Source organism: Streptomyces sp. NPDC087845 (assembly GCF_044742755.1).
GTDB lineage: Bacteria > Actinomycetota > Actinomycetes > Streptomycetales > Streptomycetaceae > Streptomyces.
The window spans coordinates 345654-367678 of sequence record NZ_JBIUVC010000006.1 but is presented as its reverse complement, the minus strand read 5'-3'; the positions used below and the strand labels follow the sequence as shown (position 1 = coordinate 367678).

Sequence of the window (22025 nt, the reverse complement as noted above, 5' to 3'; positions counted from 1 at the left end):
AGAGTATTACGCATCCGGTTGTGTGCCTGCGGGGCGCCTGCTTCCGGGCCCTCGGGCCCCGGGCTACGACGGACGCCGGGCCGCGCGCCACTCCTCGACGACGGCGTCGATGTCGAACGGCTTGCGGTTCAGCAGCGGCCCGGGCGGCGGCCGCCGAATGACCGCCCGGATCTTCTCGTTGACCTCGGCCAGCATCCGCCGCACCTCGGCCTCCGTCCGCGCCTCGGACACGGCTTCGCGCACATCCTCGGCCTCTTTGCGCAGCGCCAGGACCGGCGGGAGCACCGACACCCCCTCCCGCTGCATCTTCTGCTTGATCCACCAGGTCTCGTCGTAGGGGGCGTCGAGAGTGCCGAGGGGTTTGCCGTAGCCCGGCAACTGCGAGAAATCGCCGCGCTGCTCCGACTCGCGGATCTGCTTGTCGACCCATGATTCGAAGCTGACGCCCGCGGGTTTACGTTCGGTCAACGTACGCCCCTCTCGGAGGATTCGCATTCCGGACCGTCCACTATACCCGGGGCCACGAAAGCGCCCGCTGCGCCCACGGGCCCACGCCACTGCCAATTGCCCGTCACCCGCGCCCGGTTCAGTGCGTGTGCCCGGTTCAGTGCGTGTGCCCGGCGGGTGCCCCGGCCACGTTCTCCCGGGGGCCGGAGGCATCCTGCCCCGATGCCTGCACACGGACGGTGAAGGCCGCCGTGCGGACCTTCCCGTCGTGCTGGAAGTCGAGGAAGAGCCGGTACGTACCCGCGCTGGGCGCCGTCGCCGTGAAGGACACCACGGGTCCCGGACCGCCCTCGTTCGGGTGGACGTGCAGATAGGCCAGGTCGCCCGAGCGGAGGGCGACCAGATGCCCGTACGCGCCGAGGTAGGGCTGCAGATCGGTCACGGGACGGCCGTTTCTGCTGACGGTCAGTTTCAGCTCGCCGCTCCGGCCGGCGCGGAGTTCGCCGTCGAGGGCGACGCGGTAGCCGTCCGTCTCGGCAGTGGCGCGCGGGGCCGGCAGGGGAGCGGGACGGTAGGCGCCGGAGACGGCCAGATCCGCGCCCAGCGTGAGGTTCTCGGCGCCCTCGACCGCGGGGGTGAAGTCGGCGAACGCCCGGTACCCGCCGGCCCTGGGCAGGTCGACCGGGGTCGACCAGGCTCCGTCGGCCGCGCGGACCGGGTGCAGGTGCCGGAATTCGGTGAGGTCGGTCGAGGCAAGGATGAAATGCAGTTCCTTGCCGTGCTCCCGTCGATAGGCGGTGACCTTGCGGCCGGTGTCGTCCTTGACGGCAAACCTGATTTCGGCCCGGGACCCGGCTCGTATCGTGGGCGTTTCGAGGGCCAGCGTGTAGCCACGGTCGGAAACCTGCAGCCCGCCTGCCGCTCCGCCCGCCGCCGCCTTCGCCCCGCTCCCCTTCCCCTCGTCATGACCGGTGTGCCGCTGCGCGGGGCGGCCCTCCGCGGCCACCAGCGGGTCGACACCCCTTCCCACGCCGTACGCGGTCCCGAAGGTCGCGGCGAGCGCGGCCGCGAAGGCGGTGATCCTCAGCGCGTTGTTCATGACGGTTCCCCTCCATCGGATCGACCGGAAGGCGGCGCCTTCCGACGACTCACAACATACCCCCTGGGGGTATCAAGTCAACCCGGGGGTACGCCAACGTCCGCCACGTTCATGACAATCCGGCCGACGGCGCCGGAACGGGCCGGCGCCTCGGCGTGCGACTCAGGCGGACACCACGAGCCCACTGCGCAGCCGGTCCACCGCCGCCTGCGGAATCCTCAGCCCGTCGCGCACGTACCCGTCGAGCCCACCCCACCGCTCGTCCATCGCGTCCAGCGCCATGCCGAGATAGCGGGGACGGACCTCGATGATCGCGGACGCGATCTCCGGGTCACCGCCCGCGTCCAGGAAGCCCTGTACGTACGGGGCGTAGGCAGCCCGAACGACCGGATTCACCGCGAGGAACTCGTCCCGCACCACGTCTCGTGACGCACCGAGCAGCATCAGGAGCAGTGCCGTGGCCCATCCGGTGCGGTCCTTGCCGGCCGTGCAGTGGAAGAGCACCGGGCGGGCGCGGTCGTCGGCGGCCGTCTCGACGAAGGCCCGGTAGGCGGCCGCGGCCCCCGGCAGGAGCACCATCTGGCGGTAGGTCTCGGCGAACATCTCCTCGGCCTTCCCGCTGCCCAGCAACTGCTCCGCCTCGACCGGGTCGGCGAGCAGCGCGCGCAGTCGGGCAGGGGCCACACCCGGGTTGTCGCCGAGCACATCGGCGACGAAGAGCCGTGCGCCCGGGGGCAGCCGGTCGGGCGCCGCCGCGCGCTCGTCGGCGGTCCGCAGATCGACGACGGTCCGGATGCCGAGCGCCGCCACCGCCGTGTCCCGCGCGGTGTCCAGCTCGCCGAGCTGACCGGAGCGCAGCACGGCACCCGGTCGGACCCGATGGCCGGAACCCAGGGCGATGCCGCCCAGATCGCGCAGATTGACGACGGTGGATGCCGGGACGGCCCTGGCGGTCTGCACGATGAACTTCCCCTTTTCCCGGCATGTATCCGAATTGTTCCGACCTGCCGGATCAAACGTCGCACGCGGCCGGGAATTCGACAAAGTAAAACGCCGTACGGGAGCCGTTGGAGGACACCGAAAGAGATAAAGGAAATGTGAAATCGCCATCGCTTCTCTCCAGGCCAGAAGCGCGGGCCATTCGGCCTGTCGCGTTTCCCCGGCATACCGCGCGACCGGGAACAGCTGGCGGCACGTCATGGGGCGGAGGCCGTCGGGCTCCCGGCTGCGTGATTCCCGGTGATTCGGCCACCGGGCGACGACGGCGGCCCCGCTCGCCTTCGCGCCGGTCCGCACGGCCGCCCCTCGGCGAGGCCCCACCGGGTCGCCGCTCGGCCGTCGCTTCGGGGCGGCTCGGCCACCAGGTCCGGAACCTCCCCGCACCGAAGCATGCGGCCCTCGTCGAGCACGCGCACCCGGTCGGCCGGTGAAACCGCTCCGACGGGTTCATGGGTGACGATCGGGCGGACGCCGCCGAAGCCGGCGGGACGGGTGCGCGGGGTGTGCCGGACGCGGGCACGAGTGGAGACCGTTGACCTTCGGCGTGCAGCACGTACGGGCCGACGCGTTGCGCAGGTCCGGCATGTGCAACAAGGTACGCGGATCAATCCTCGCAATTACCATCCTTCCGGTTGATCCATGGAGCAAATGCCAAGCCTGTCGGAGGGAGTGCCAACCCCTGGATCCACGCCGGTTACGCGACTGTGCGTGAAGGATCAAGCGCGTTCGGAGAGTGCAAGGTCACAGACGGAGCCTCTGCTGCTCGTCCGGGACCTGACCTAGCATCTGGGCATGACGGTCCTGCCTGCCGACGGGCTTTCGTTGGCCGCCGAATTCCCTCACCCCACCCATGAGCAGTGGCAAAGCCTGGTCGAAGGCGTGCTGCGCAAGTCGGGCAAGGATGTTGCGGGTCCGGCCGCCGAGGAAGCGCTGTCCACCACGGTGGAGGACGGGCTCATCACCCGTCCCCTCTACACCTCGCGCGACAGCGCGCCCGATGCCGGGTACCCGGGCTTCGCCCCTTTCACCCGCGGCGGAAAGGCCGAGGGCAATGCGGCGGGCGGCTGGGACGTGCGGCAGCGGCACGCCCTGCCGGATGCCGCCCGCCTGAACGAGGCGGTGCTCGCCGATCTGGAGAACGGCGTCACCTCGCTGTGGCTGACCGTGGGCGGCCCCGGTGGCGTTCCGGTGACCGCTCTGGCGGCGGCGCTGGACGGCGTCTATCTGGATCTGGCCCCCGTGGTGCTCGACGCCGGCGGTGAACTCGATGCAGCGGCGGCGGAGTTGCTCCGTCTGTACGCGGAGCGGGGCGTCGACGCGCAGGCCGCCCGCGGCAATCTCGGCGCCGACCCGCTCGGACAGGCCGCCCGCAGCGGCGACAAATCCGATCCGGCGGCGGCGGTCCACTGGGCCGAACGGTGTGCTCGTGAGTATCCGGGGCTGCGGGCGCTGACCGTCGACGCCTTGCCGTACCACGAGGCCGGCGGCTCGGCCGCCGAGGAGCTGGGCGCTTCGCTGGCCACCGGAGTCGCCTATCTGCGGGCGCTGACGGAGGCCGGACTCACGGTCGAAGAGGCGTGCGGGCAGCTGGAGTTCCGGTACGCGGCGACGGCCGATCAGTTCCTGACCATCGCGAAGCTGCGGGCCGCGCGGCGGCTGTGGGCCCGGGTCGCCGAGGTGTGCGGGGCCGCCGGCGCCGGGGCGCAGCGACAGCACGCGGTGACGTCCTCGGTGATGATGACGCGGCGCGACCCCTGGGTGAACATGCTGCGGACGACACTGGCGTGTCTGGGCGCGGGTGTCGGCGGGGCCGACTCCGTCACCGTGCTGCCGTTCGATCACGCCCTGGGGCTGCCGGATGCGTTCGCCCGGCGCATCGCCCGCAATACGTCGACGATCCTGTTGGAGGAGTCGCATCTGGCCCGGGTGATCGACCCGGCGGGCGGTTCCTGGTACGTGGAGCGCCTCACCGCCGAACTGGCCGACGCCGCCTGGGCGTTCTTCCAGGAGATCGAGCGGTCGGGCGGCCAGGCGGCCGCCCTGCGCTCGGGAATGATCGGTGAGCGTCTCGCGGCCACCTGGGCGGCGCGCGGCAAGGATCTGGCGCGGCGCAAGGAGCCGGTCACCGGGGTCAGCGAGTTCCCGCAGCTGGCGGAGCGCCCCGTGGAGCGCGAGGCGCCCCCCGCAGAGGTGTCCGGCGCGGCATCGGGCGGTCTGCCCAGGGTCCGTCGTGACGAGGCGTTCGAGGAGCTGCGCGCCCGGTCGGACGCCCATCTCGCGGCGACCGGGCAGCGGCCGCGGGTGTTCCTTGCCGCGCTGGGCCCGGCTTCGGCCCACACCGCGCGGGCGTCGTTCGCGTCGAACCTGTTCCAGGCGGGCGGCATCGAACCGGTCCACGACCCGGTCGCGGTCGACGCGACAACGGCCGCCGGTGCGTTCGCGTCCAGTGGGGCCACGGTGGCGTGCCTCTGCTCCAGCGACACGCTCTACGCCGAGCAGGCCGGGGCGGTCGCCGAGGCACTGGGCTCGGCCGGAGCGCAGCGGGTGTTCCTCGCGGGCCGGCCCGGCGAGTACACCGGTGTCGACGAGTACGTCTTCGCGGGCTCCGATGTGGTGGCCGTGCTCTCTTCCCTTCTCGACCGTATGGGTGTGGCGTAATGCGTATCCCTGACTTCTCCGGCATCGAGCTCGGACCGGGCGGCGCCACCGAGGTGTCCGAGGACCAGTGGCGCGCCTCGGTGAAGGAGTCCTCCGGCAGTTCCGACGGCGATCTGCTGTGGGAGACACCGGAAGGCATCACCGTCAAGCCGCTGTACACCGGGCGTGACCTGGAGGGGCTCGACTTCCTCGGTACGTATCCGGGCATCGCCCCGTATCTGCGGGGCCCGTATCCGACGATGTACGTCAACCAGCCCTGGACGATCCGGCAGTACGCCGGGTTCTCCACCGCGGAGGAGTCCAACGCCTTCTACCGCCGCAACCTCGCGGCCGGGCAGAAGGGCCTCTCCGTCGCCTTCGACCTGCCGACCCACCGCGGCTACGACAGCGACCACCCGCGGGTGACCGGCGACGTCGGCATGGCGGGGGTGGCGATCGACTCCATCTACGACATGCGTCAGCTCTTCGACGGCATCCCGCTGGACCGGATGTCGGTGTCGATGACGATGAACGGCGCGGTGCTCCCCGTGCTCGCGCTGTACATCGTGGCCGCCGAGGAACAGGGCGTCGGGCCCGAGAAGCTGGCCGGGACCATTCAGAACGACATTCTGAAGGAGTTCATGGTCCGTAACACGTACATCTATCCACCGAAGCCCTCGATGCGGATCATCTCCGACATCTTCGCGTACACCTCGCAGAAGATGCCGCGCTACAACTCGATCTCCATCTCCGGCTATCACATCCAGGAGGCGGGTGCGACCGCCGATCTGGAACTGGCGTACACCCTGGCGGACGGAGTGGAGTATCTGCGGGCGGGGCGGGAGGCCGGGCTCGACGTGGACGCGTTCGCACCGCGGCTGTCGTTCTTCTGGGCGATCGGCATGAACTTCTTCATGGAGATCGCGAAGTTGCGTGCGGCCCGGCTGCTGTGGGCCAAACTGGTCAGGGAGTTCGAGCCGAAGAACGCCAAGTCGCTTTCCCTGCGCACCCATTCGCAGACGTCGGGGTGGTCGCTGACCGCGCAGGACGTGTTCAACAACGTCACCCGGACCTGTGTGGAGGCGATGGCCGCCACGCAGGGGCACACCCAGTCGCTCCACACCAACGCGCTCGACGAGGCCCTCGCCCTGCCGACGGACTTCTCGGCGCGGATCGCCCGGAACACCCAGCTGCTGCTCCAGCAGGAGTCGGGCACCGGCCGGGTGATCGACCCGTGGGGCGGCAGCGCGTACGTGGAACGGCTGACGTACGACCTGGCGGGCCGGGCCTGGCAGCACATCCAGGAGGTCGAAGCGGCGGGCGGCATGGCGCAGGCCATCGACGCGGGCATCCCGAAGCTCCGGGTGGAGGAGGCCGCGGCCCGTACCCAGGCGCGGATCGACTCCGGGCGCCAGCCGGTGATCGGGGTCAACAAGTACCGGGTGGAGACCGACGAGCAGATCGATGTGCTCAAGGTCGACAACTCCTCGGTGCGCACCCAGCAGGTCGAGAAGCTGCGCCGGCTGCGCGAGGAGCGCGACGAGCCGGTGTGCCAGGCGGCTCTGCGCGCGCTGACCGCCGCGGCCGGGCGGGCCCCCGGGCCCGGCCTCGAAGGCAATCTGCTGGCACTCGCCGTCGACGCGGCACGCGCGATGGCGACCGTGGGCGAGATCTCGGACGCCCTGGAGAAGGTGTACGGGAGGCATGCGGGCCAGATCCGTACGATCTCCGGTGTGTACCGCAACGAAGCAGGTGAATCCCCTTCCGTGGACCGTACCCGGGCGCTGGTGGACCGGTTCGAGGAGGCCGAGGGGCGCCGTCCGCGCATCCTGGTCGCCAAGATGGGGCAGGACGGCCACGACCGGGGTCAGAAGGTGATCTCGACGGCCTTCGCCGACCTGGGCTTCGACGTCGACGTCGGCCCGCTGTTCCAGACGCCGGCCGAGGTGGCACGGCAGGCGGTGGAGGCGGACGTGCACATCGTGGGCGTCTCCTCGCTGGCCGCGGGGCACCTCACCCTCGTCCCGGCGCTCCGCGAGGAGCTGGCCGCCGAGGGCCGCGACGACATCATGATCGTGGTGGGCGGGGTGATTCCGCCGCAGGACGTCGAGGCGCTGCACGAGGCGGGGGCAGCGGCCGTGTTCCCGCCCGGCACGGTGATTCCGGATGCCGCGTACGACCTGGTGGCGCAGCTCGGTGCCGCGCTCGGCCACGAGCTGTGAGCCGCTGACCCGATGGCTCCGAAGATCGACATCGACAGCTACGCGAAGGGCGTGCTCGACGGAAAGCGGGCGTACATCGCGCGCGCCATCACTCTCGTCGAGTCCACCCGCCCCGATCACCGGGCGCTGGCCCAGCGGTTGCTGCGCGAGCTGCTCCCGCACTCCGGAAACGCCCGGCGCATCGGCATCAGCGGTGTGCCGGGGGTCGGGAAGTCCACGTTCATCGACGCGCTCGGCACGATGCTCACCGGGCTCGGCCACCGGGTCGCGGTGCTGGCCGTCGACCCCTCCTCCAGCCGTACCGGCGGCTCCATCCTGGGCGACAAGACCAGGATGGAGCGCCTCGCGGTGGACCCCGCGGCGTTCGTGCGCCCCTCCCCCACCGCCGGGACGCTCGGCGGGGTGGCCAAGGCGACCCGGGAGTCCATCGTGGTGATGGAGGCCGCGGGCTACGACGTGGTGCTGGTGGAGACGGTCGGCGTCGGCCAGTCGGAGACGGCGGTGGCCAATATGGTCGACACGTTCCTGCTGCTGACGCTGGCCCGTACCGGCGATCAGCTCCAGGGCATCAAGAAGGGCGTCCTGGAGCTGGCGGACGCCATCGCGGTCAACAAGGCGGACGGCCCGCACGAGCGTGACGCCCGCGCGGCCGCGCGCGAACTGGCGGGCGCACTGCGGCTGATGCATCCGGTGGACGCGGCCTGGACGCCCCCGGTCCTCACCTGCAGCGCCCGTGAGTCGAGCGGCCTCGACACGCTGTGGGAGCGTCTGGAGCAGCACCGTGCGCTGCTCGAATCGTCCGGACGGCTCGCGGCGAAGCGGCGTGACCAGCAGGTCGACTGGACCTGGACGATGGTGCGGGACGAACTGCTGGAGCGTCTGCACGCCCATCCGGAGGTGCGCGCGCTCACTCCGGCGCTGGAACAGCGCGTAAGAGACGGCGAGTTGACCGCCACGCTGGCGGCCGAGCAGATCCTGGAGGCGTTCCGGGGCACGCACCCGGTGGCGGGTCGCGCCGACGGGTGAGGCAGCGGTGCCGTCCGGTGGACCGGGCCTCGCCCCGGTCCACCAGTGCCTGCGGGACAACCCTTAGAGGGCGAGCTGGTACTGGAGCGACTTGTGCGTCGGCTCGTATCCCAGCGCGTCATTGACGCCGCGCATGTACGTATTGCTGTCCGCGGTGTCCGTCAGCAGCCCGCCGAGGCCCGGATGGAGCTCGCGTGCCCGCAGGATGGACCGCGCCTTCATCCACCGCGCGAGGCCGTGCCCCCGGTGTTCGGGGAGGACCCCGGTGCCGTAGTGCAGGCCGTCGCCCTTCCCGTCGCCCGGGACGACCAGTTCGGTGAAGCCCACGATCGTGGACCCGGACGCGTCGACCGCGGCGACGGTGTGGAGCAGCTCGCCGCGTACCGCGACGGCCGCCGCCGCGGCCCGGACCCGGTCCACGTCCCAGACGACCGTGCCGTAGTCGGTGTCGTCCATCGGCATGTCGTCCATGGCACGGCGCGACGCGGCGAACGTCGCGGCGAGGTCGTCGGGGACGGTGCCGTCCCAGGACACCAGGCGGTAGCCCGGGTGCGGCCGCCCGACGATTCCGCGGAGGGCGTCGGTGTCGGCCTTCTCCAGCGGGAGGCGGGCGTACGTCAGGGTCAGGACCTTGCGCAGCCCCTTGGCCCGCAGGAAGTGATCACCGGAGGATCCGGCCTCGGCCTGCGCGACGACGCTGCGCCGGCCCTCCTCGCGGGCGGCCGCGACCGCCGCGTCGAGCAACTGTGAACCGATGCCGCCCCGGCGCTCCGCCGGGTGGACGCGGAGGTCCAGTTCGGCCAGGTGGTTCTGGCCTTCGCGGGTGAAGACGCGCAGGAACGCGGAGCCCACGGGGTTGCCCTCGGGATCGGACGCCAGCCACACCAGCCGGTGACTCGCGCCGGAACGGTCGGGGTCGGCCAGTGCGGTGATGCGTATGGACACTATGTCTCCTCCGCGCCGAGGGCGCCGGTCAGGACGGGTGAGCGGGGCGACGGGCCCGGAGAACCACATCACTCCGCGAGCGCCACGGCAACCAAATATTGCGTCCGTCGCCGCCCCGGTGGGCACGCACCGTGGTACGGTGCGGTTGGTACATGTGTCCGCCCCGGTTTGGGGTGCCGGTACCGATTCACTCTCACAGAGCTGCTGCGCCCGTCCTTTCACGACCGGCGATCCAGCTTTTCCGCACTCCTTTTCCAGTCCGGTACGGGCTTTCTCCGTCCGGGCTTTCCCGCCCGTCGTCCGGGGCGTGATGTCTTCCGCCCCCGTGCCGTCCGGGCCCCTTCGTTCGCCATGCCCGCGAAAGGACCACTCACATGACCAGCACTCTCGAACACCCCCTCGCCCAGCAGCAATTGCCCACCGAGACCGCAGTCGGTCTCCTCGACATCACACACCAGGGGCACGGCACACTGCGCATCCGGGCCGACCACGTCTCCCCCGACGACGTGCGGGTACCCGCCGCGCTGATCCGCCGCCACGACCTGCGCAAGGGCGATGTCGTCGAGGGCTCCTGCGACCGGCCCCGCGCCCTGTCCGGGGTCGTACGGGTCAACGGCCGCTCCCCGCAGGCGCTGCGCGACCGGCCCCACTTCCGTGACCTGACCCCGCTCCACCCCCGGCAGCGGCTGCACCTGGAAACGCCCTCCGGCGGTCCGGCGACCCGCCTCGTCGACCTGGTCTCCCCGATCGGAAAGGGGCAGCGCGGACTCGTCGTCGCACCGCCCAGGACGGGCAAGACGGTGCTGTTGCAGCAGATCGCCGCGGCGATCGCCGTCAACCACCCCGAGTGCCGTCTGATGGTGGTGCTGCTCGACGAACGCCCTGAGGAGGTGACGGACATGCGCCGGTCCGTGCGGGGCGAGGTGCTCGCCTCGACGTTCGACCGGCCCGCGAAGGAACACATCGCGCTCGCCGAACTCGCGGTCGAACGCGCCAAGCGCCTGGTCGAGCAGGGCCAGGACGTCGTCGTCCTGCTGGACTCCCTCACCCGGCTGTGCCGCGCCCACAACAACGCGTCTGCCGCGGGCGGACGCACCCTGAGCGGCGGCGTCGACGCGACCGCCCTGCTCGGCCCCAAGCGGCTCTTCGGCGCCGCGCGCCTCGCCGAGGAGGGCGGCTCCCTCACCATCCTGGCCACCGCGCTGGTGGAGACCGGCTCACGCGCCGACGACTACTTCTTCGAAGAGCTGAAGAGCACCGGCAACATGGAACTGCGGCTCGACCGCACGCTGGCCGACAGGCGCACCTACCCGGCCGTCAACATCCCGGCGTCGGGCACCCGGCGCGATGAACTCCTGCTCCCGGAGGACGAGTTGCGTACGGTACGCGGACTGCGTCGCGTACTGCACTCGCGGGATCCGCAGACGGCTCTCGAAACGCTGCTGGACCGGATCCGGCGCACTCCCGACAACGCGGCCTTCCTCCGTACGGTCCACCGCACCGTTCCGGATGCCTGAGCCTGTCCGAGGGCAGCCGGACGGCGCAATAGCATGGGTCGCCCCCGCACGATCCGTCCCTCACGAGCACAGGGAGAGCAGGCCCATGGAGTTCCGTCGTCTCGGCCGCAGCGGTCTGACCATCAGCGAGATCGCTTACGGAAATTGGCTCACCCACGGCTCCCAGGTGGAGGAGGACGCGGCGGTCGCCTGCATCCGGGCCGCGCTCGATGCCGGGATCACCACCTTCGACACGGCGGACGTCTATGCCGAGACGCGGGCCGAAGCCGTCCTGGGCCGCGCGCTCAGGAACGAGCGCCGTGAAGGACTCGAGGTGTTCACCAAGGTGTACTTCCCGACCGGTCCGGGGCACAACGACCGGGGCCTCGGCCGCAAGCACATCATGGAGTCCATCGACAACTCGTTGCGCCGTCTGCAGACGGACTACGTGGACCTGTACCAGGCGCACCGCTACGACCACTCGACTCCGCTGGAAGAGACCATGGAGGCATTCGCCGACGTCGTCCGCTCCGGCAAGGCCCTGTACATCGGCGTCTCGGAATGGACTGCCGACCAGCTCCGCGCCGGACACGGACTGGCCCGCGAACTGCACGTCCCGCTGATCTCCAACCAGCCTCAGTACTCGGCGCTGTGGCGGGTCATCGAGACTGAGGTGGTGCCCGCGTCGGAGGAGCTGGGCATCGGCCAGATCGTCTGGTCACCGGTGGCCCAAGGCGCCCTGACGGGCAAGTACAAGCCCGGTGCGCCGCTCCCGGCGGGCTCCCGGGCGACGGACGACAAGGGCGGTGCGAGCATGGTCGCCGGCTGGCTCCGCGACGACGTGCTGGAGCGCGTCCAGCAGTTGCGGCCGCTCGCCGACCAGGCCGGTCTGAGCCTCGCCCGGCTCGCGGTCGCCTGGGTGCTGCAGAACCCCAACGTCTCCGCCGCGATCATCGGCGCCTCCCGGCCCGAACAGGTGACGGAGAACGCCGGGGCGGCGGGTGTGACCCTCGACGCGGAGCTGCTGAAGAGCATCGACGACATCCTGGAACCGGTGATGGAACGCGACCCGGGCCTGACCGCCGGGCACGAGGGCAACAGCTGATCCCGACCGGCCGCGAAGTGCGGGCGCCGGCCGCAACGGCCCGGATTCACGGGCCGCTCCCCCGACACGTCGCGACGGACAGGGTCTTCCTCCGGACCGTACGCCGCGTCCCTTGCCGGGCGGAACGCGGTCAGGTGCCGGTGTGCAGCGAAGTGGTGTGCTCGCGGACCTGTGCCGGGGTGAGATAGGAGTCCGTGTGCTCGAAGTCGCGCAGCTTGGCCGGATTGCGGGCCTGGAAGCCGGTGCGTACGAAGTCGTCGCCCGCGATGGCGTTGAGCAGCCAGTTGGTCATGACCCGTGCCTTGGCCACATTGGTGCGCAGCGCCGACCAGTGGTAGCCGCGGGCGACGGCCTGTGCGGCGATTCCGTGCATCTCGATGCCGATCGGCTTGGAGACCGCGTCCTTCCCGCCGAGGTCCACGACGAGGCCGAGGTCCTTGTGGACGTACGGCTTCAGCGGCTGGTGGCGCAGTGTGGCGATGAGGTTGGCGGCGAGCCTGCGCCCCTGACGCATGGCGTGCTGCGCGGTGGGCGGGCAGACCGCCCCGCCTCCCTTGCTCAGGTCCGGTACGGCCGCCGCGTCACCGAGGGCGAAGATGCCGTCGAAGCCGGGCAGGACCATCTCGGGCGTCACCGCCAGCCGGCCGCGCACCGTCTCCGCGTCGAAGGTGGCGACCAGGGGACTCGCGGTGACTCCCGCCGTCCAGATCAGAGTGCGGCAGGGCACTACCCGGCCGTCGGTGAAGGTGACTTTCTCCGGTCCGGCCTCGGCGACGGAGACGCCGAGCGACACCTCGATGCCGCGTGCGCGCAGCACCTCCAGGGCACTCCGGCCGAGCTTGTCCCCCAGTTCGGGCATCAGCTTCGGGGCGATGTCGATGAGATGCCACTTGATCAGCTTGGGGTCGAGCCGCGGGTAGTGCCTGAGCGCGTTGGTGGTGAGGCGCTGCAGACAGGCGGCCGTCTCGGTGCCCGCGTATCCGCCGCCGACCACCACGAACTGCAGGCGTGAAGCCCGCTCGTTCTCGTCGTGGCTGGCGTCCGCGAGGTCGAGCTGAGCGATCACGTGGTCACGTACGTAGGCCGCCTCGGCCAGGGTCTTCATTCCCCGGGCGTTGTCGAGCAGGCCGGGGATGTCGAAGGTACGGGTGACGCTCCCGGGGCTGAGCACGATGTAGTCGTAGGGCTCGTAGACAACCTCGTCGGTGATCTTGCGAATGACGCAGACCTTCGCCTTGGGGTCCACTCCGATGGCTCCGCCCGGGATGATCCGGGTGCGGTGCCTGCGACTGCGGCGCAGCGACACCGCGACCGACTGCGGAGTGAGCACGCCTGCCGCCACTTGGGGCAGCAGGGGAAGATAGAGCTGGTACGAGAACGGTGCGACGAGCGCGATCTGCGCCTCGCCCGGGATGAGCCCGCGCTCCAGACGGCGTACGCATTCCACCCCGGCGAATCCGGCTCCGACAACAAGAATCCTGGGTCGTGCCACGGTGTTCGTCCCTTCTCGGGCCTGCACGGTCGTCCGTTCGCCTGCCCCGTCGCACGCGCCCGTCCTCCCCCATCCTTACGAGCCGCGTCCGAGTTCGCCTGCTGAGGACGGCGGACGGACCCCCCGACCCGGTCAGCGGACCAGGAGAGTGACCGCCGTACAGGCGCCGCCGACCGCGCCGACGAACACGACGCCGGCGGCCACGCAGCGCGCCCTCAGCCGGCGGTAGCGTGCGTCGTATTCACCGCGCAGCTCGGTGGCGCGGGCGCAGATGCGGCGGAACATGGCCCGCGACGCGGCGACCCGGTCCGCGGTGTAGACCCGCCGCACGTCCTCGCGCTGTGCCGTGGTGAGCCAGGGCAGCGCGTCGGTGAAGCGGTCCGCCTGTCGTCGCGCCTCCTCGACCTCGGCGTTCCACAGCAGATAGCCCTCCAGCTGTGCCAGACCGCGGGCGGTGTCCTTGTCCGGGTCCACGCGCTCCTCCTCTCCCGGTGCCGCTGTGCTCACGCCTACCGGTCCCCCGGGGCCGGTGCCGTCCCGGTGCCGGGGCTGCTGAGTGCTTCTTCGAGGCCGCGTACCGACGGATGATGCAGGTCGAACGCCGGGGATTCGGAACGGATCCGCGGCAGGGTGAGGAAGTTGTGCCGCGGCGGTGGGCAGGAGGTCGCCCACTCCAGCGAACGGCCGTAGCCCCACGGGTCGTCGACTCCGACGTCGCTGCCGTATCTGGCGGTCTTCCACACGTTGTAGAAGAACGGCAGCAGTGACAGGCCGAGCAGGAACGAGGAGATCGTCGAGATGGTGTTCAGCGCGGTGAAGCCGTCGACGGCGAGGTAGTCCGCGTAGCGGCGCGGCATGCCCTCGGCACCCAGCCAGTGCTGCACCAGGAACGTGCCGTGGAAGCCCACGAACAGCGTCCAGAACGTGATCTTGCCGAGCCGCTCGTCCAGCATCTTCCCGGTGAACTTCGGCCACCAGAAGTGGAATCCCGCGAACATCGCGAAGACCACGGTGCCGAAGACGACGTAGTGGAAGTGCGCGACGACGAAGTACGAGTCCGAGACGTGGAAGTCCAGCGGGGGCGACGCCAGGATCACACCGGTCAGACCGCCGAAGAGGAAGGTGACGAGGAAGCCGACCGACCAGAGCATCGGTGTCTCGAAGGACAGCGATCCCTTCCACATCGTGCCGATCCAGTTGAAGAACTTCACCCCGGTCGGTACCGCGATGAGGAAGGTCATGAACGAGAAGAACGGCAGCAGCACACCGCCGGTGACGTACATGTGGTGCGCCCACACGGTCGCCGAGAGGCCCGCGATCGCGATCGTGGCGCTGATCAGGCCGATGTAGCCGAAGACCGGTTTGCGGCTGAAGACCGGAAAAATCTCAGTGACGATCCCGAAGAACGGCAGGGCGATGATGTACACCTCCGGGTGACCGAAGAACCAGAAGAGGTGCTGCCAGAGCAGTGCTCCGCCGTTGGCCGGGTCGAAGACGTGCGCACCGAACTTCCGGTCCGCCTCCAGTACCAGGAGGGCCGCCGCGAGGACCGGGAAGGCCAGCAGGACGAGCACAGCGGTCAGCAGGACGTTCCAGACGAAGATCGGCATGCGGAACATCGTCATGCCGGGGGCGCGCAGGCAGATGATCGTGGTGATGAAGTTGACCGAGCCGAGGATCGTGCCGAAGCCGGAGAAGGCCAGACCCATGATCCACATGTCGCTGCCGATGCCCGGCGAGCGGACCGCGTCGGTCAGCGGGGAGTAGGCGAACCAGCCGAAGTCGGCAGCGCCCTGCGGGGTGAGGAAGCCGGCCACGACGATCAGCGAGCCGAAGAGGTACAGCCAGTACGCGAACATGTTCAGCCGCGGGAACGCCACATCGGGTGCGCCGATCTGCAACGGCATGATCCAGTTCGTGAATCCGGCGAACAGCGGCGTCGCGAACATCAGCAGCATGATCGTGCCGTGGATCGTGAACGCCTGATTGAACTGCTCGGGCGAGACGATCTGGATCCCCGGTCGCGCCAGCTCGGCGCGCATGACCAGGGCCAGCACACCGCCGACGACGAAGAAGGCGAACGACGTGACCAGGTAGAGCGTGCCGATCGTCTTGTGGTCGGTGGTCGTCAGCCACTTGATGACGACGTTGCCCGGTTCCTTGGCGTGTACCGGAAGCTCGTTCGCGTACGCCTCCTCCTCGTCGGCTGCCCCTGGTGTGCCCGTCGTCGTCACTGGGACGCTCCTTCGATTGTCATTCGCGGGCGGACTGCGCACCCGGCAGGGGCGCCGCCTCAGCGGGGTGGCCGACCGGCCGGTCCCGCGCGCGTCACGCCAGATTCCAGGTGCAGCAAATCAGCCGCGGGGCCACTCTGCTCGGCCCTGCGCCTGCCGTCGCGCGACTTTCACCCGTCAGGGCGTCCTCGGGTCCGGAGCCGTGCCCGCCGGCACCCGGCCGATGACCGCGCGGTGTTCCGCGGGGGATGACGGACGGCGACAAAGTCCGCGGCGCGGGGTACGGAGGTCCCGCCCGCCCAACCGGCCACGAACGCACACCTGTTCACGCCGCCGGCTCGCGACGGCGTCTCGGGGGGTGGCCCCAACTCACGTACCGGACAGCGCTGTTGCCGGACGGACGGCGGGCGTCCGGATCGGTGGCCGGGCCGGACGCCCCAGCCGTCCTTCAGGCGAGTCCGCCCGTCGCGCGCACATTCTGGCCGGTGATCCAACGGCCGTCGTGGCCGGCCAGGAAGGCGACCACATCGGCCACATCCGCGGGTTCGCCCAATCGGCCGAGCGGGGTCATGCCGACGACGGCGTCGAGCGCCTCCGGCGGATTGGCGCCGCGCAGCAGTTCGGTGTCGGTCGCGCCTGGCGAGACGGTGTTGACGGTGATCCCGCGCCCTCCGAGTTCACGGGCGGCGATGGCGGTGAGCTGCTCGACCGCCCCCTTGCTGGCCGCGTACGCGGAGATGCCGGGGCCCGGCCGCACGGTGTTCGCCGTGGAGATGTTCACGATGCGGCCGCCGTCGCGCATCCGCTCCGCCGCGTGGCGGATCGTCAGGAAGACCGCTCTCGTGTTGACCGCCATCACCTTGTCGAACACCTCCGGGGCGGTGTCCACGATGAGTGAGGGGGTGAAGCACAGCGCGGCGTTGTTCACCAGGATGTCGAGTCCGCCCAGGCGCTCCTCGGCGGCTTCCATCAGCTGCTGGGCCCCGTCCGGGGCTGCGAGGTCGAGACGGACGGCCGAGGCCTCTCCGCCGTTGTCCCGCACGGTGCGGACGACTTCCTCGGCCGCCTCGTCGCTGGTGGCGTAGTTGAAGACCACATGTGCCCCGTCACGGCACAGGCGCTCGACGATCGCGCGGCCGATGCCCCGCGACCCCCCGGTGACCACGGCGTTCTTGCCCGTCAGCACGGTCCCTCCTCCTCGAAGAACAGTCGATCGGATCGTCCGAACATACCGTCGCGAGGGCTCGTTGTACGCGATTGCGCGGAGAACGTCCGGCGCCGGCCGAGCGGGCCGCGACGATTCCGTCGCGGGACACGCGACCGCCCCGGCCGGGCATGATGCCGACCGGGGCGGGAGGGGCGCCGGGATGCGCCCGGAGGCAGCGGTCTCGTCAGCCCAGGCTCGCGATGGCCTGCGTGAACGTCGCCGACGGACGCATGACGGCTGCGGCCTTGGCCGGGTCGGGCTGGTAGTAGCCGCCGATGTCGGCCGGCGAGCCCTGCACCGCGATCAGCTCGTCGACGATGGCGCGCTCCTGCTCCTCCAACGTCTTGGCGAGCCCGGCGAACGCCTGCGCGAGCTGCGCGTCGTCGGTCTGCCGCGCCAGCTCCTGGGCCCAGTAGAGGGCCAGGTAGAAGTGGCTGCCGCGGTTGTCGATGCCACCCAGCTTGCGGCTCGGCGACTTGTCCTCGTTGAGGAAGGTCCCGGTCGCGCGGTCGAGGGTGTCCGCGAGAACCTGGGCACGCGCGTTGCCCGTGGTCTTCGCCAGGTGCTCGAAGCTGGCAGCGAGCGCGAAGAACTCGCCCAGGCTGTCCCAGCGCAGGTAGTTCTCCTTGACGAGCTGCTGGACGTGCTTGGGCGCGGAGCCGCCGGCGCCGGTCTCGAACAGTCCGCCGCCGTTCATGAGCGGGACGACGGAGAGCATCTTCGCGCTCGTGCCCAGCTCCAGGATCGGGAACAGGTCGGTCAGGTAGTCACGCAGGACGTTGCCGGTGACCGAGATGGTGTCCTCGCCGCGGCGGATGCGCTCCAGCGAGAAGGCGGTCGCCTTCACCGGCGACATGATCTCGATCTGCAGGCCGTCGGTGTCGTGGTCGGCGAGGTACGTCTTGACCTTGGCGATCAGCTGCGCGTCGTGGGCCCGGTCCTCGTCGAGCCAGAACACGGCCGGGGCGCCCGTGGCGCGCGCGCGGGTGACGGCGAGCTTGACCCAGTCCTGGATCGGCAGGTCCTTGGCCTGGCACATGCGGAAGATGTCGCCCGCGCCCACGGCCTGCTCCAGCACGACGTTGCCGCTGCCGTCGACGACCCGCACCGTACCGGTGGTGGGGACCTCGAAGGTCTTGTCGTGGCTGCCGTACTCCTCGGCCTTCTGCGCCATCAGGCCGACGTTCGGCACGGAGCCCATGGTCGACGGGTCGAAGGCACCGTTGGCGCGGCAGTCGTCGATGACGACCTGGTAGACACCCGCGTAGCTGCTGTCGGGGAGCACCGCGAGGGTGTCGGCCTCCTGGCCGTCCGGGCCCCACATGTGACCGGAGGTGCGGATCATGGCCGGCATGGAGGCGTCGACGATGACATCGCTCGGCACGTGCAGGTTGGTGATGCCCTTGTCGGAGTCGACCATGGCCAGGGCGGGGCCTTCGGCGAGCTCGGCCTCGAAGGCCGCCTTGATCTCGGCGCCCACGTGCGGCACCGAGTCCAGGCCGTTGAGGATGGCGCCGAGGCCGTCGTTCGGGGAGAGGCCGGCCGCGGCGAGCACGTCGCCGTACTTGGCGAACGTGTTCGGGAAGAAGGCGCGGACCACGTGGCCGAAGATGATCGGGTCGGAGACCTTCATCATGGTGGCCTTGAGGTGGACGGAGAACAGCACGCCCTCGGCCTTGGCGCGGGCGACCTGCGCGGTGAAGAACTCGCGCAGGGCCGCGACGCGCATGACCGCCGCGTCGATGACCTCGCCCGCGAGAACCGGCACCGACTCACGCAGCACGGTGGTGCTGCCGTCGTCCCCGGCGAGCTCGATGCGCAGCGTGCCGGCCTCGGCGACGACCGTGGACTTCTCGGTGGAGCGGAAGTCGTCGACACCCATGGTGGCGACGTTCGTCTTCGAGTCGGCCGACCACGCGCCCATGCGGTGCGGGTGCGTCTTGGCGTAGTTCTTGACCGAGGCGGGGGCCCGGCGGTCGGAGTTGCCCTCGCGCAGCACGGGGTTCACGGCGCTGCCCTTGACCTTGTCGTAGCGCGCGCGGACGTCCTTGTCCTCATCGGTCTGCGGGTCGTCCGGGTAGTCCGGCAGAGCGTAGCCCTGCGCCTGGAGCTCGGCGATGGCAGCCTTCAGCTGCGGGATCGACGCCGAGATGTTCGGCAGCTTGATGATGTTGGCCTCGGGCGTCTTGGCCAGCGCACCGAGCTCGGCGAGCGCGTCGTCGACGCGCTGGCTCTCCTGGAGACGCTCGGGGAAGCCGGCGATGATGCGCCCGGCCAGAGAGATGTCACGGCTCTCGACATTGACCCCGGCCGTCGAGGCGTACGCCTGGACGACGGGCAAGAACGAATACGTCGCCAGGGCCGGGGCCTCGTCGGTGTGTGTATAGATGATGGTCGAGTCAGTCACCCTCTGCTCCGCTCCACGTCTGCAACATTGCTTGACATCAAGATATCTCGTGGTCGCCGACGGCTCGACAGTGCCCTGCCCCCGCTCCGACGGGAGCCGTCGGAGCGGTCCGGTTCAGGGACGCCCCGACGGCGGGACCTCCTCGCCGGGCGGCACCGGCCCCGGCTCGGTGCCGTCCCCGAACGGGCGTCCGCCCAGCTCTTCCCGGTGGTGCGGGGTCAGCCAGCCCGACAGGTCGGGGCCGACGGGCACGATGCCGGTGGGGTTGATGCCGGTGTGGACCCGGTAGTAGTGCTGCTTGATGTGGTGGAAGTCGACCGTGTCACCGAATCCGGGCGTCTGGTACAGGTCCCTGGCATATGCCCACAGGACTCGGTCCTCGGACAGCTTCGTACGGTTGCACTTGAAGTGTCCGTGGTAGACGGCGTCGAAGCGCACCAGCGTGGTGAACAGCCTGATGTCGGCCTCGGTGAGGGATGCGCCGACGAGGTAGCGCCGGTCCACGAGACGTTCGGACACCAGGTCCAGGCGCCGGAACACGTCCTCGTACGCGGCTTCGTACTCGGACTGCCCCGCCGCGAACCCCGCGCGGTACACGCCGTTGTTCACATCGCGGTAGATGCCCTCCATGACGTCGTCGATCTCGTCACGCAGGCCTTCGGGGTACAGGTCGGGCGCGCCCTGCCGGTGCAGCGCGGTCCACTCCGTCGCGAAGTCCAGCGTGATCTGCTGGAAGTCGTTGGTGACGAGTCTGCCGCTGGGCACGTCGACGATCGCGGGCACGCTGACCCCGCCCGGGTAGTCCCGCTCCCTCGCGTTGTACGCCTCGCTGAGGTAGCGGATCCCGAGCACCGGGTCCCGGCCGCCCTCGTCCAGGGTGAAGCGCCAGCTGCGGTCGTCCTGGATCGGATCGGCGACGGCCAGCGAGAGCGCTTCCTCCAGCCCGAGGAGCCGCCGGGAGACGAGTGCGCGGCTCGCCCACGGGCAGGCGCGGCTGACGACCAGCCGGTAGCGGCCGGCCTCGACGGGCCAGCCGTCGCGGCCGTCGGCGGTGATGCGGTCGGCGAAGTGGCTCTTGGAGCGTTTGAAGGCCTTGTGCCCGTACGCCTCGTTGCCGTCGGGCCTGCCGTTGGTCTCTGTGCCGGTGGTCCCGCTCATCTCGCTCTCCCTCATGACGTTCTTCCTGCGGTTGGACTTCGGACGGGTCGTTGTGCACGGCTCCTGTCACGGCGCTCACCGAACACGTCGGCCATCCCGATGAGCAGCGCGGCCAGGATGAAGGCGCCCGCGACCACGAGGCCGTGGTCGTACGCGGTGGCCCACCCGTCGCCACCCAGTTGGGCGAAGAACACCGAGCCGACCGCCGCGATCCCGATCGCCGATCCGACGCGCTGGCCGGTCTGGAGGGTTCCGCCTGCGCTCCCCGCCGTCGCCACCGGCACTTCGGAGAGGGTCAGCGCCTGGTTCGGGGAGATGACCAGCCCGCTGCCCAGCCCGGCCAGAAGCAGCGGGGCCGCCATCACCCATCCCGCACCCCGCCCCGGCACCAGGTGCACGGCGAACGCGGTGCCCGCCAGCCCCACGGTCACCGTGATCAGCCCGGCCACGACGAGGGGGCGGCCCAAGCGGCCGACCAGCCGGCCGCCGGGGCCCGCCGCGACGGCCGAGCCCACCGCGAAGGGCGTGATGGCGATTCCCGCCTGCAGAGCGGAGTAGTGCAGGCCGTTCTGCAGGTAGAGCGTGGTGAGGAAGAAGATCGAGGTGAATCCGCAGAAGTACAGCAGGATCAGCAGACAGCCGAGCCAGTAGGAGCGGACCCGGAAGAGCGACAGGTCGACGACGGGTTGCGTGCCGCGCCTGCCGCATCGGGACTCCCAGCCGACGAAGGCGACGAGCAGCGCCGCGGCCACCGGGACCAGCAGCCATTTCCGGTCGCCCGGCCACTGCTGCGCCTGGACGAACGGGAGCAGCAGCGCCAGCACGCCCGCGCCGAGCAGCAGGACCCCGAGGGGGTCCAGGTCGCGCAGGCGCACCGGACCGGCCGAGGGGGTGTCCGGGAGCAGGCGCCGGGCGAGCAGGAGGCAGACGGCGCCGAGCGGCAGATTGACGTAGAACACCCAGCGCCAGCCCTCGTGGGCCCCGGCCGCCTGGATCAGCAGCCCACCCGTCAGCGGGCCGACGGCGGTGGAGATGCCGACCACCGTGCCGAACATGCCGAAGGCCCGGCCGCGTTCGTCACCGGAGAACATCTGCTGGATCAACGCGGAGATCTGGGGCGAGATCATGCCTCCGGCGAGGCCCTGGACCAGTCGGGCGATGACCAGCCACAGGCTGGACTGGGAGGCTCCGCAGGCCGCCGACGCCAGGGTGAACAGGGCCAGTCCGGCCATGAACACCACGCGGCGTCCCCGCGCGTCACCGAGCCGTCCGGCGGGGATCAGGAACAGACCGAAGGCGAGCGCGTAGCCGGAGAGGATCCATTGCAGGTCGGACTCCGGGGTGCGGAGTCCTTCCCGGATCGACGGCAGGGCGACATTGACGATGGACACGTCCAGCAGGGTCATGAACCCCGCGATCAGGCACACCGCGAGCGCCTGCCATCGGCGCGGGTCGGGGGTGCCGAGGTCGGAGGCAGAGTGATCGCCCCACCTCGCAGCGCCCCGGTGAGCTGCACTCTCTGCCATGGCTCGCACCCTAGGACGAAGCGGC

Annotated in this window: 16 protein-coding genes; 5 read left to right on the top strand and 11 right to left on the bottom strand. The window is 70.4% G+C overall.

The window, feature by feature from the left end:
• Positions 1 to 63: 63 nt before the first annotated feature.
• The 3 genes from ACIOMQ_RS18410 to ACIOMQ_RS18400 all read right to left on the bottom strand — a co-directional run bounded on the left by ACIOMQ_RS18410 (position 64) and on the right by ACIOMQ_RS18400 (position 2506).
• Positions 64 to 468, bottom strand: coding sequence for a DUF1992 domain-containing protein (locus ACIOMQ_RS18410; RefSeq protein ID WP_401268569.1), 405 nt, complete (start codon positions 466 to 468; stop codon positions 64 to 66).
• Positions 469 to 604: 136 nt separating this feature from the next.
• A complete protein-coding gene (locus ACIOMQ_RS18405; RefSeq protein ID WP_402189506.1) occupies positions 605 to 1546 on the bottom strand; it encodes a hypothetical protein in 942 nt (313 codons plus the stop codon).
• 162 nt (positions 1547 to 1708) lie between these two features.
• The gene (locus ACIOMQ_RS18400; RefSeq protein WP_362198662.1) at positions 1709 to 2506 is read right to left on the bottom strand and encodes a tyrosine-protein phosphatase; all 798 of its coding nucleotides are present in this window, start codon (positions 2504 to 2506) and stop codon (positions 1709 to 1711) included.
• Between the two features lie 831 nt (positions 2507 to 3337).
• Between ACIOMQ_RS18400 and mutA the strand changes: the two genes are divergently transcribed.
• Genes mutA through meaB form a run of 3 tightly spaced genes read left to right on the top strand, consistent with a single transcriptional unit; the run spans position 3338 to position 8430 of the window.
• Positions 3338 to 5203 carry a methylmalonyl-CoA mutase small subunit gene (mutA, locus tag ACIOMQ_RS18395; protein ID WP_402189501.1) on the top strand — a complete coding sequence of 622 codons (1866 nt, stop codon included), beginning with the start codon at positions 3338 to 3340 and terminating at the stop codon, positions 5201 to 5203.
• On the top strand, positions 5203 to 7404 hold the full coding sequence (gene scpA / locus ACIOMQ_RS18390) for a methylmalonyl-CoA mutase (protein ID WP_402189499.1): 2202 nt from the start codon (positions 5203 to 5205) through the stop codon (positions 7402 to 7404). Before mutA ends, scpA begins: the two co-directional genes overlap by 1 nt.
• Positions 7405 to 7416: 12 nt before the next feature.
• Positions 7417 to 8430 (top strand): methylmalonyl Co-A mutase-associated GTPase MeaB, encoded by a 1014-nt coding sequence (gene meaB, locus ACIOMQ_RS18385; protein WP_402189496.1) that lies wholly within the window; start codon positions 7417 to 7419, stop codon positions 8428 to 8430.
• A 63-nt stretch (positions 8431 to 8493) separates the two neighbouring features.
• On the opposite strand, the gene ACIOMQ_RS18380 is transcribed toward meaB, so the two are convergent.
• Positions 8494 to 9375 carry a GNAT family N-acetyltransferase gene (locus ACIOMQ_RS18380; RefSeq protein WP_401268582.1) on the bottom strand — a complete coding sequence of 294 codons (882 nt, stop codon included), beginning with the start codon at positions 9373 to 9375 and terminating at the stop codon, positions 8494 to 8496.
• A gap of 374 nt (positions 9376 to 9749) precedes the next feature.
• Between ACIOMQ_RS18380 and rho the strand changes: the two genes are divergently transcribed.
• Positions 9750 to 10892, top strand: a complete 1143-nt coding sequence (rho, locus tag ACIOMQ_RS18375) for a transcription termination factor Rho (protein ID WP_402189493.1) — start codon at positions 9750 to 9752, stop codon at positions 10890 to 10892.
• Positions 10893 to 10977: 85 nt separating this feature from the next.
• Complete coding sequence (locus ACIOMQ_RS18370; protein ID WP_362198644.1) at positions 10978 to 11976, top strand: aldo/keto reductase family protein; 999 nt, start codon at positions 10978 to 10980, stop codon at positions 11974 to 11976.
• 130 nt (positions 11977 to 12106) lie between these two features.
• Here ACIOMQ_RS18370 and ACIOMQ_RS18365 read toward each other — a convergent pair whose 3' ends face one another.
• The 7 genes from ACIOMQ_RS18365 to ACIOMQ_RS18335 form a co-directional block, all read right to left on the bottom strand.
• Positions 12107 to 13468: an FAD-dependent oxidoreductase gene (locus ACIOMQ_RS18365; RefSeq protein WP_362198641.1), complete on the bottom strand. Its 1362-nt coding sequence runs from the start codon at positions 13466 to 13468 to the stop codon at positions 12107 to 12109.
• Positions 13469 to 13600: 132 nt separating this feature from the next.
• A complete protein-coding gene (locus ACIOMQ_RS18360) occupies positions 13601 to 13942 on the bottom strand; it encodes a hypothetical protein (protein ID WP_401987955.1) in 342 nt (113 codons plus the stop codon).
• 35 nt (positions 13943 to 13977) lie between these two features.
• The gene (gene ctaD / locus ACIOMQ_RS18355) at positions 13978 to 15702 is read right to left on the bottom strand and encodes a cytochrome c oxidase subunit I (RefSeq protein ID WP_362198638.1); all 1725 of its coding nucleotides are present in this window, start codon (positions 15700 to 15702) and stop codon (positions 13978 to 13980) included.
• A gap of 448 nt (positions 15703 to 16150) precedes the next feature.
• The gene (locus tag ACIOMQ_RS18350; protein ID WP_401268589.1) at positions 16151 to 16888 is read right to left on the bottom strand and encodes a glucose 1-dehydrogenase; all 738 of its coding nucleotides are present in this window, start codon (positions 16886 to 16888) and stop codon (positions 16151 to 16153) included.
• 205 nt (positions 16889 to 17093) lie between these two features.
• On the bottom strand, positions 17094 to 19316 hold the full coding sequence (locus ACIOMQ_RS18345) for an NADP-dependent isocitrate dehydrogenase (protein ID WP_401940313.1): 2223 nt from the start codon (positions 19314 to 19316) through the stop codon (positions 17094 to 17096).
• A 114-nt stretch (positions 19317 to 19430) separates the two neighbouring features.
• Positions 19431 to 20489, bottom strand: coding sequence for a glutathione S-transferase family protein (locus ACIOMQ_RS18340; protein ID WP_402189491.1), 1059 nt, complete (start codon positions 20487 to 20489; stop codon positions 19431 to 19433).
• Entirely contained in the window at positions 20486 to 22000 is a 1515-nt protein-coding gene (locus tag ACIOMQ_RS18335; protein ID WP_362198629.1) for an MFS transporter, read from the bottom strand. The genes ACIOMQ_RS18340 and ACIOMQ_RS18335 overlap by 4 nt, the downstream gene beginning before the upstream one ends.
• Between the last annotated feature and the right edge of the window lie 25 nt (positions 22001 to 22025).

What these genes read in the sequence shown, in the direction of transcription:
- ACIOMQ_RS18405 (WP_402189506.1), bottom strand. Translation starts at nt 1,546, where the DNA reads ATGAACAACGCGCTGAGGATCACCGCCTTCGCGGCCGCGCTCGCCGCG.
- mutA (WP_402189501.1), top strand. Translation starts at nt 3,338, where the DNA reads ATGACGGTCCTGCCTGCCGACGGGCTTTCGTTGGCCGCCGAATTCCCT.
- scpA (WP_402189499.1), top strand. Translation starts at nt 5,203, where the DNA reads ATGCGTATCCCTGACTTCTCCGGCATCGAGCTCGGACCGGGCGGCGCC.
- meaB (WP_402189496.1), top strand. Translation starts at nt 7,417, where the DNA reads ATGGCTCCGAAGATCGACATCGACAGCTACGCGAAGGGCGTGCTCGAC.
- rho (WP_402189493.1), top strand. Translation starts at nt 9,750, where the DNA reads ATGACCAGCACTCTCGAACACCCCCTCGCCCAGCAGCAATTGCCCACC.
- ACIOMQ_RS18370 (WP_362198644.1), top strand. Translation starts at nt 10,978, where the DNA reads ATGGAGTTCCGTCGTCTCGGCCGCAGCGGTCTGACCATCAGCGAGATC.
- ACIOMQ_RS18340 (WP_402189491.1), bottom strand. Translation starts at nt 20,489, where the DNA reads ATGAGGGAGAGCGAGATGAGCGGGACCACCGGCACAGAGACCAACGGC.
- ACIOMQ_RS18335 (WP_362198629.1), bottom strand. Translation starts at nt 22,000, where the DNA reads ATGGCAGAGAGTGCAGCTCACCGGGGCGCTGCGAGGTGGGGCGATCAC.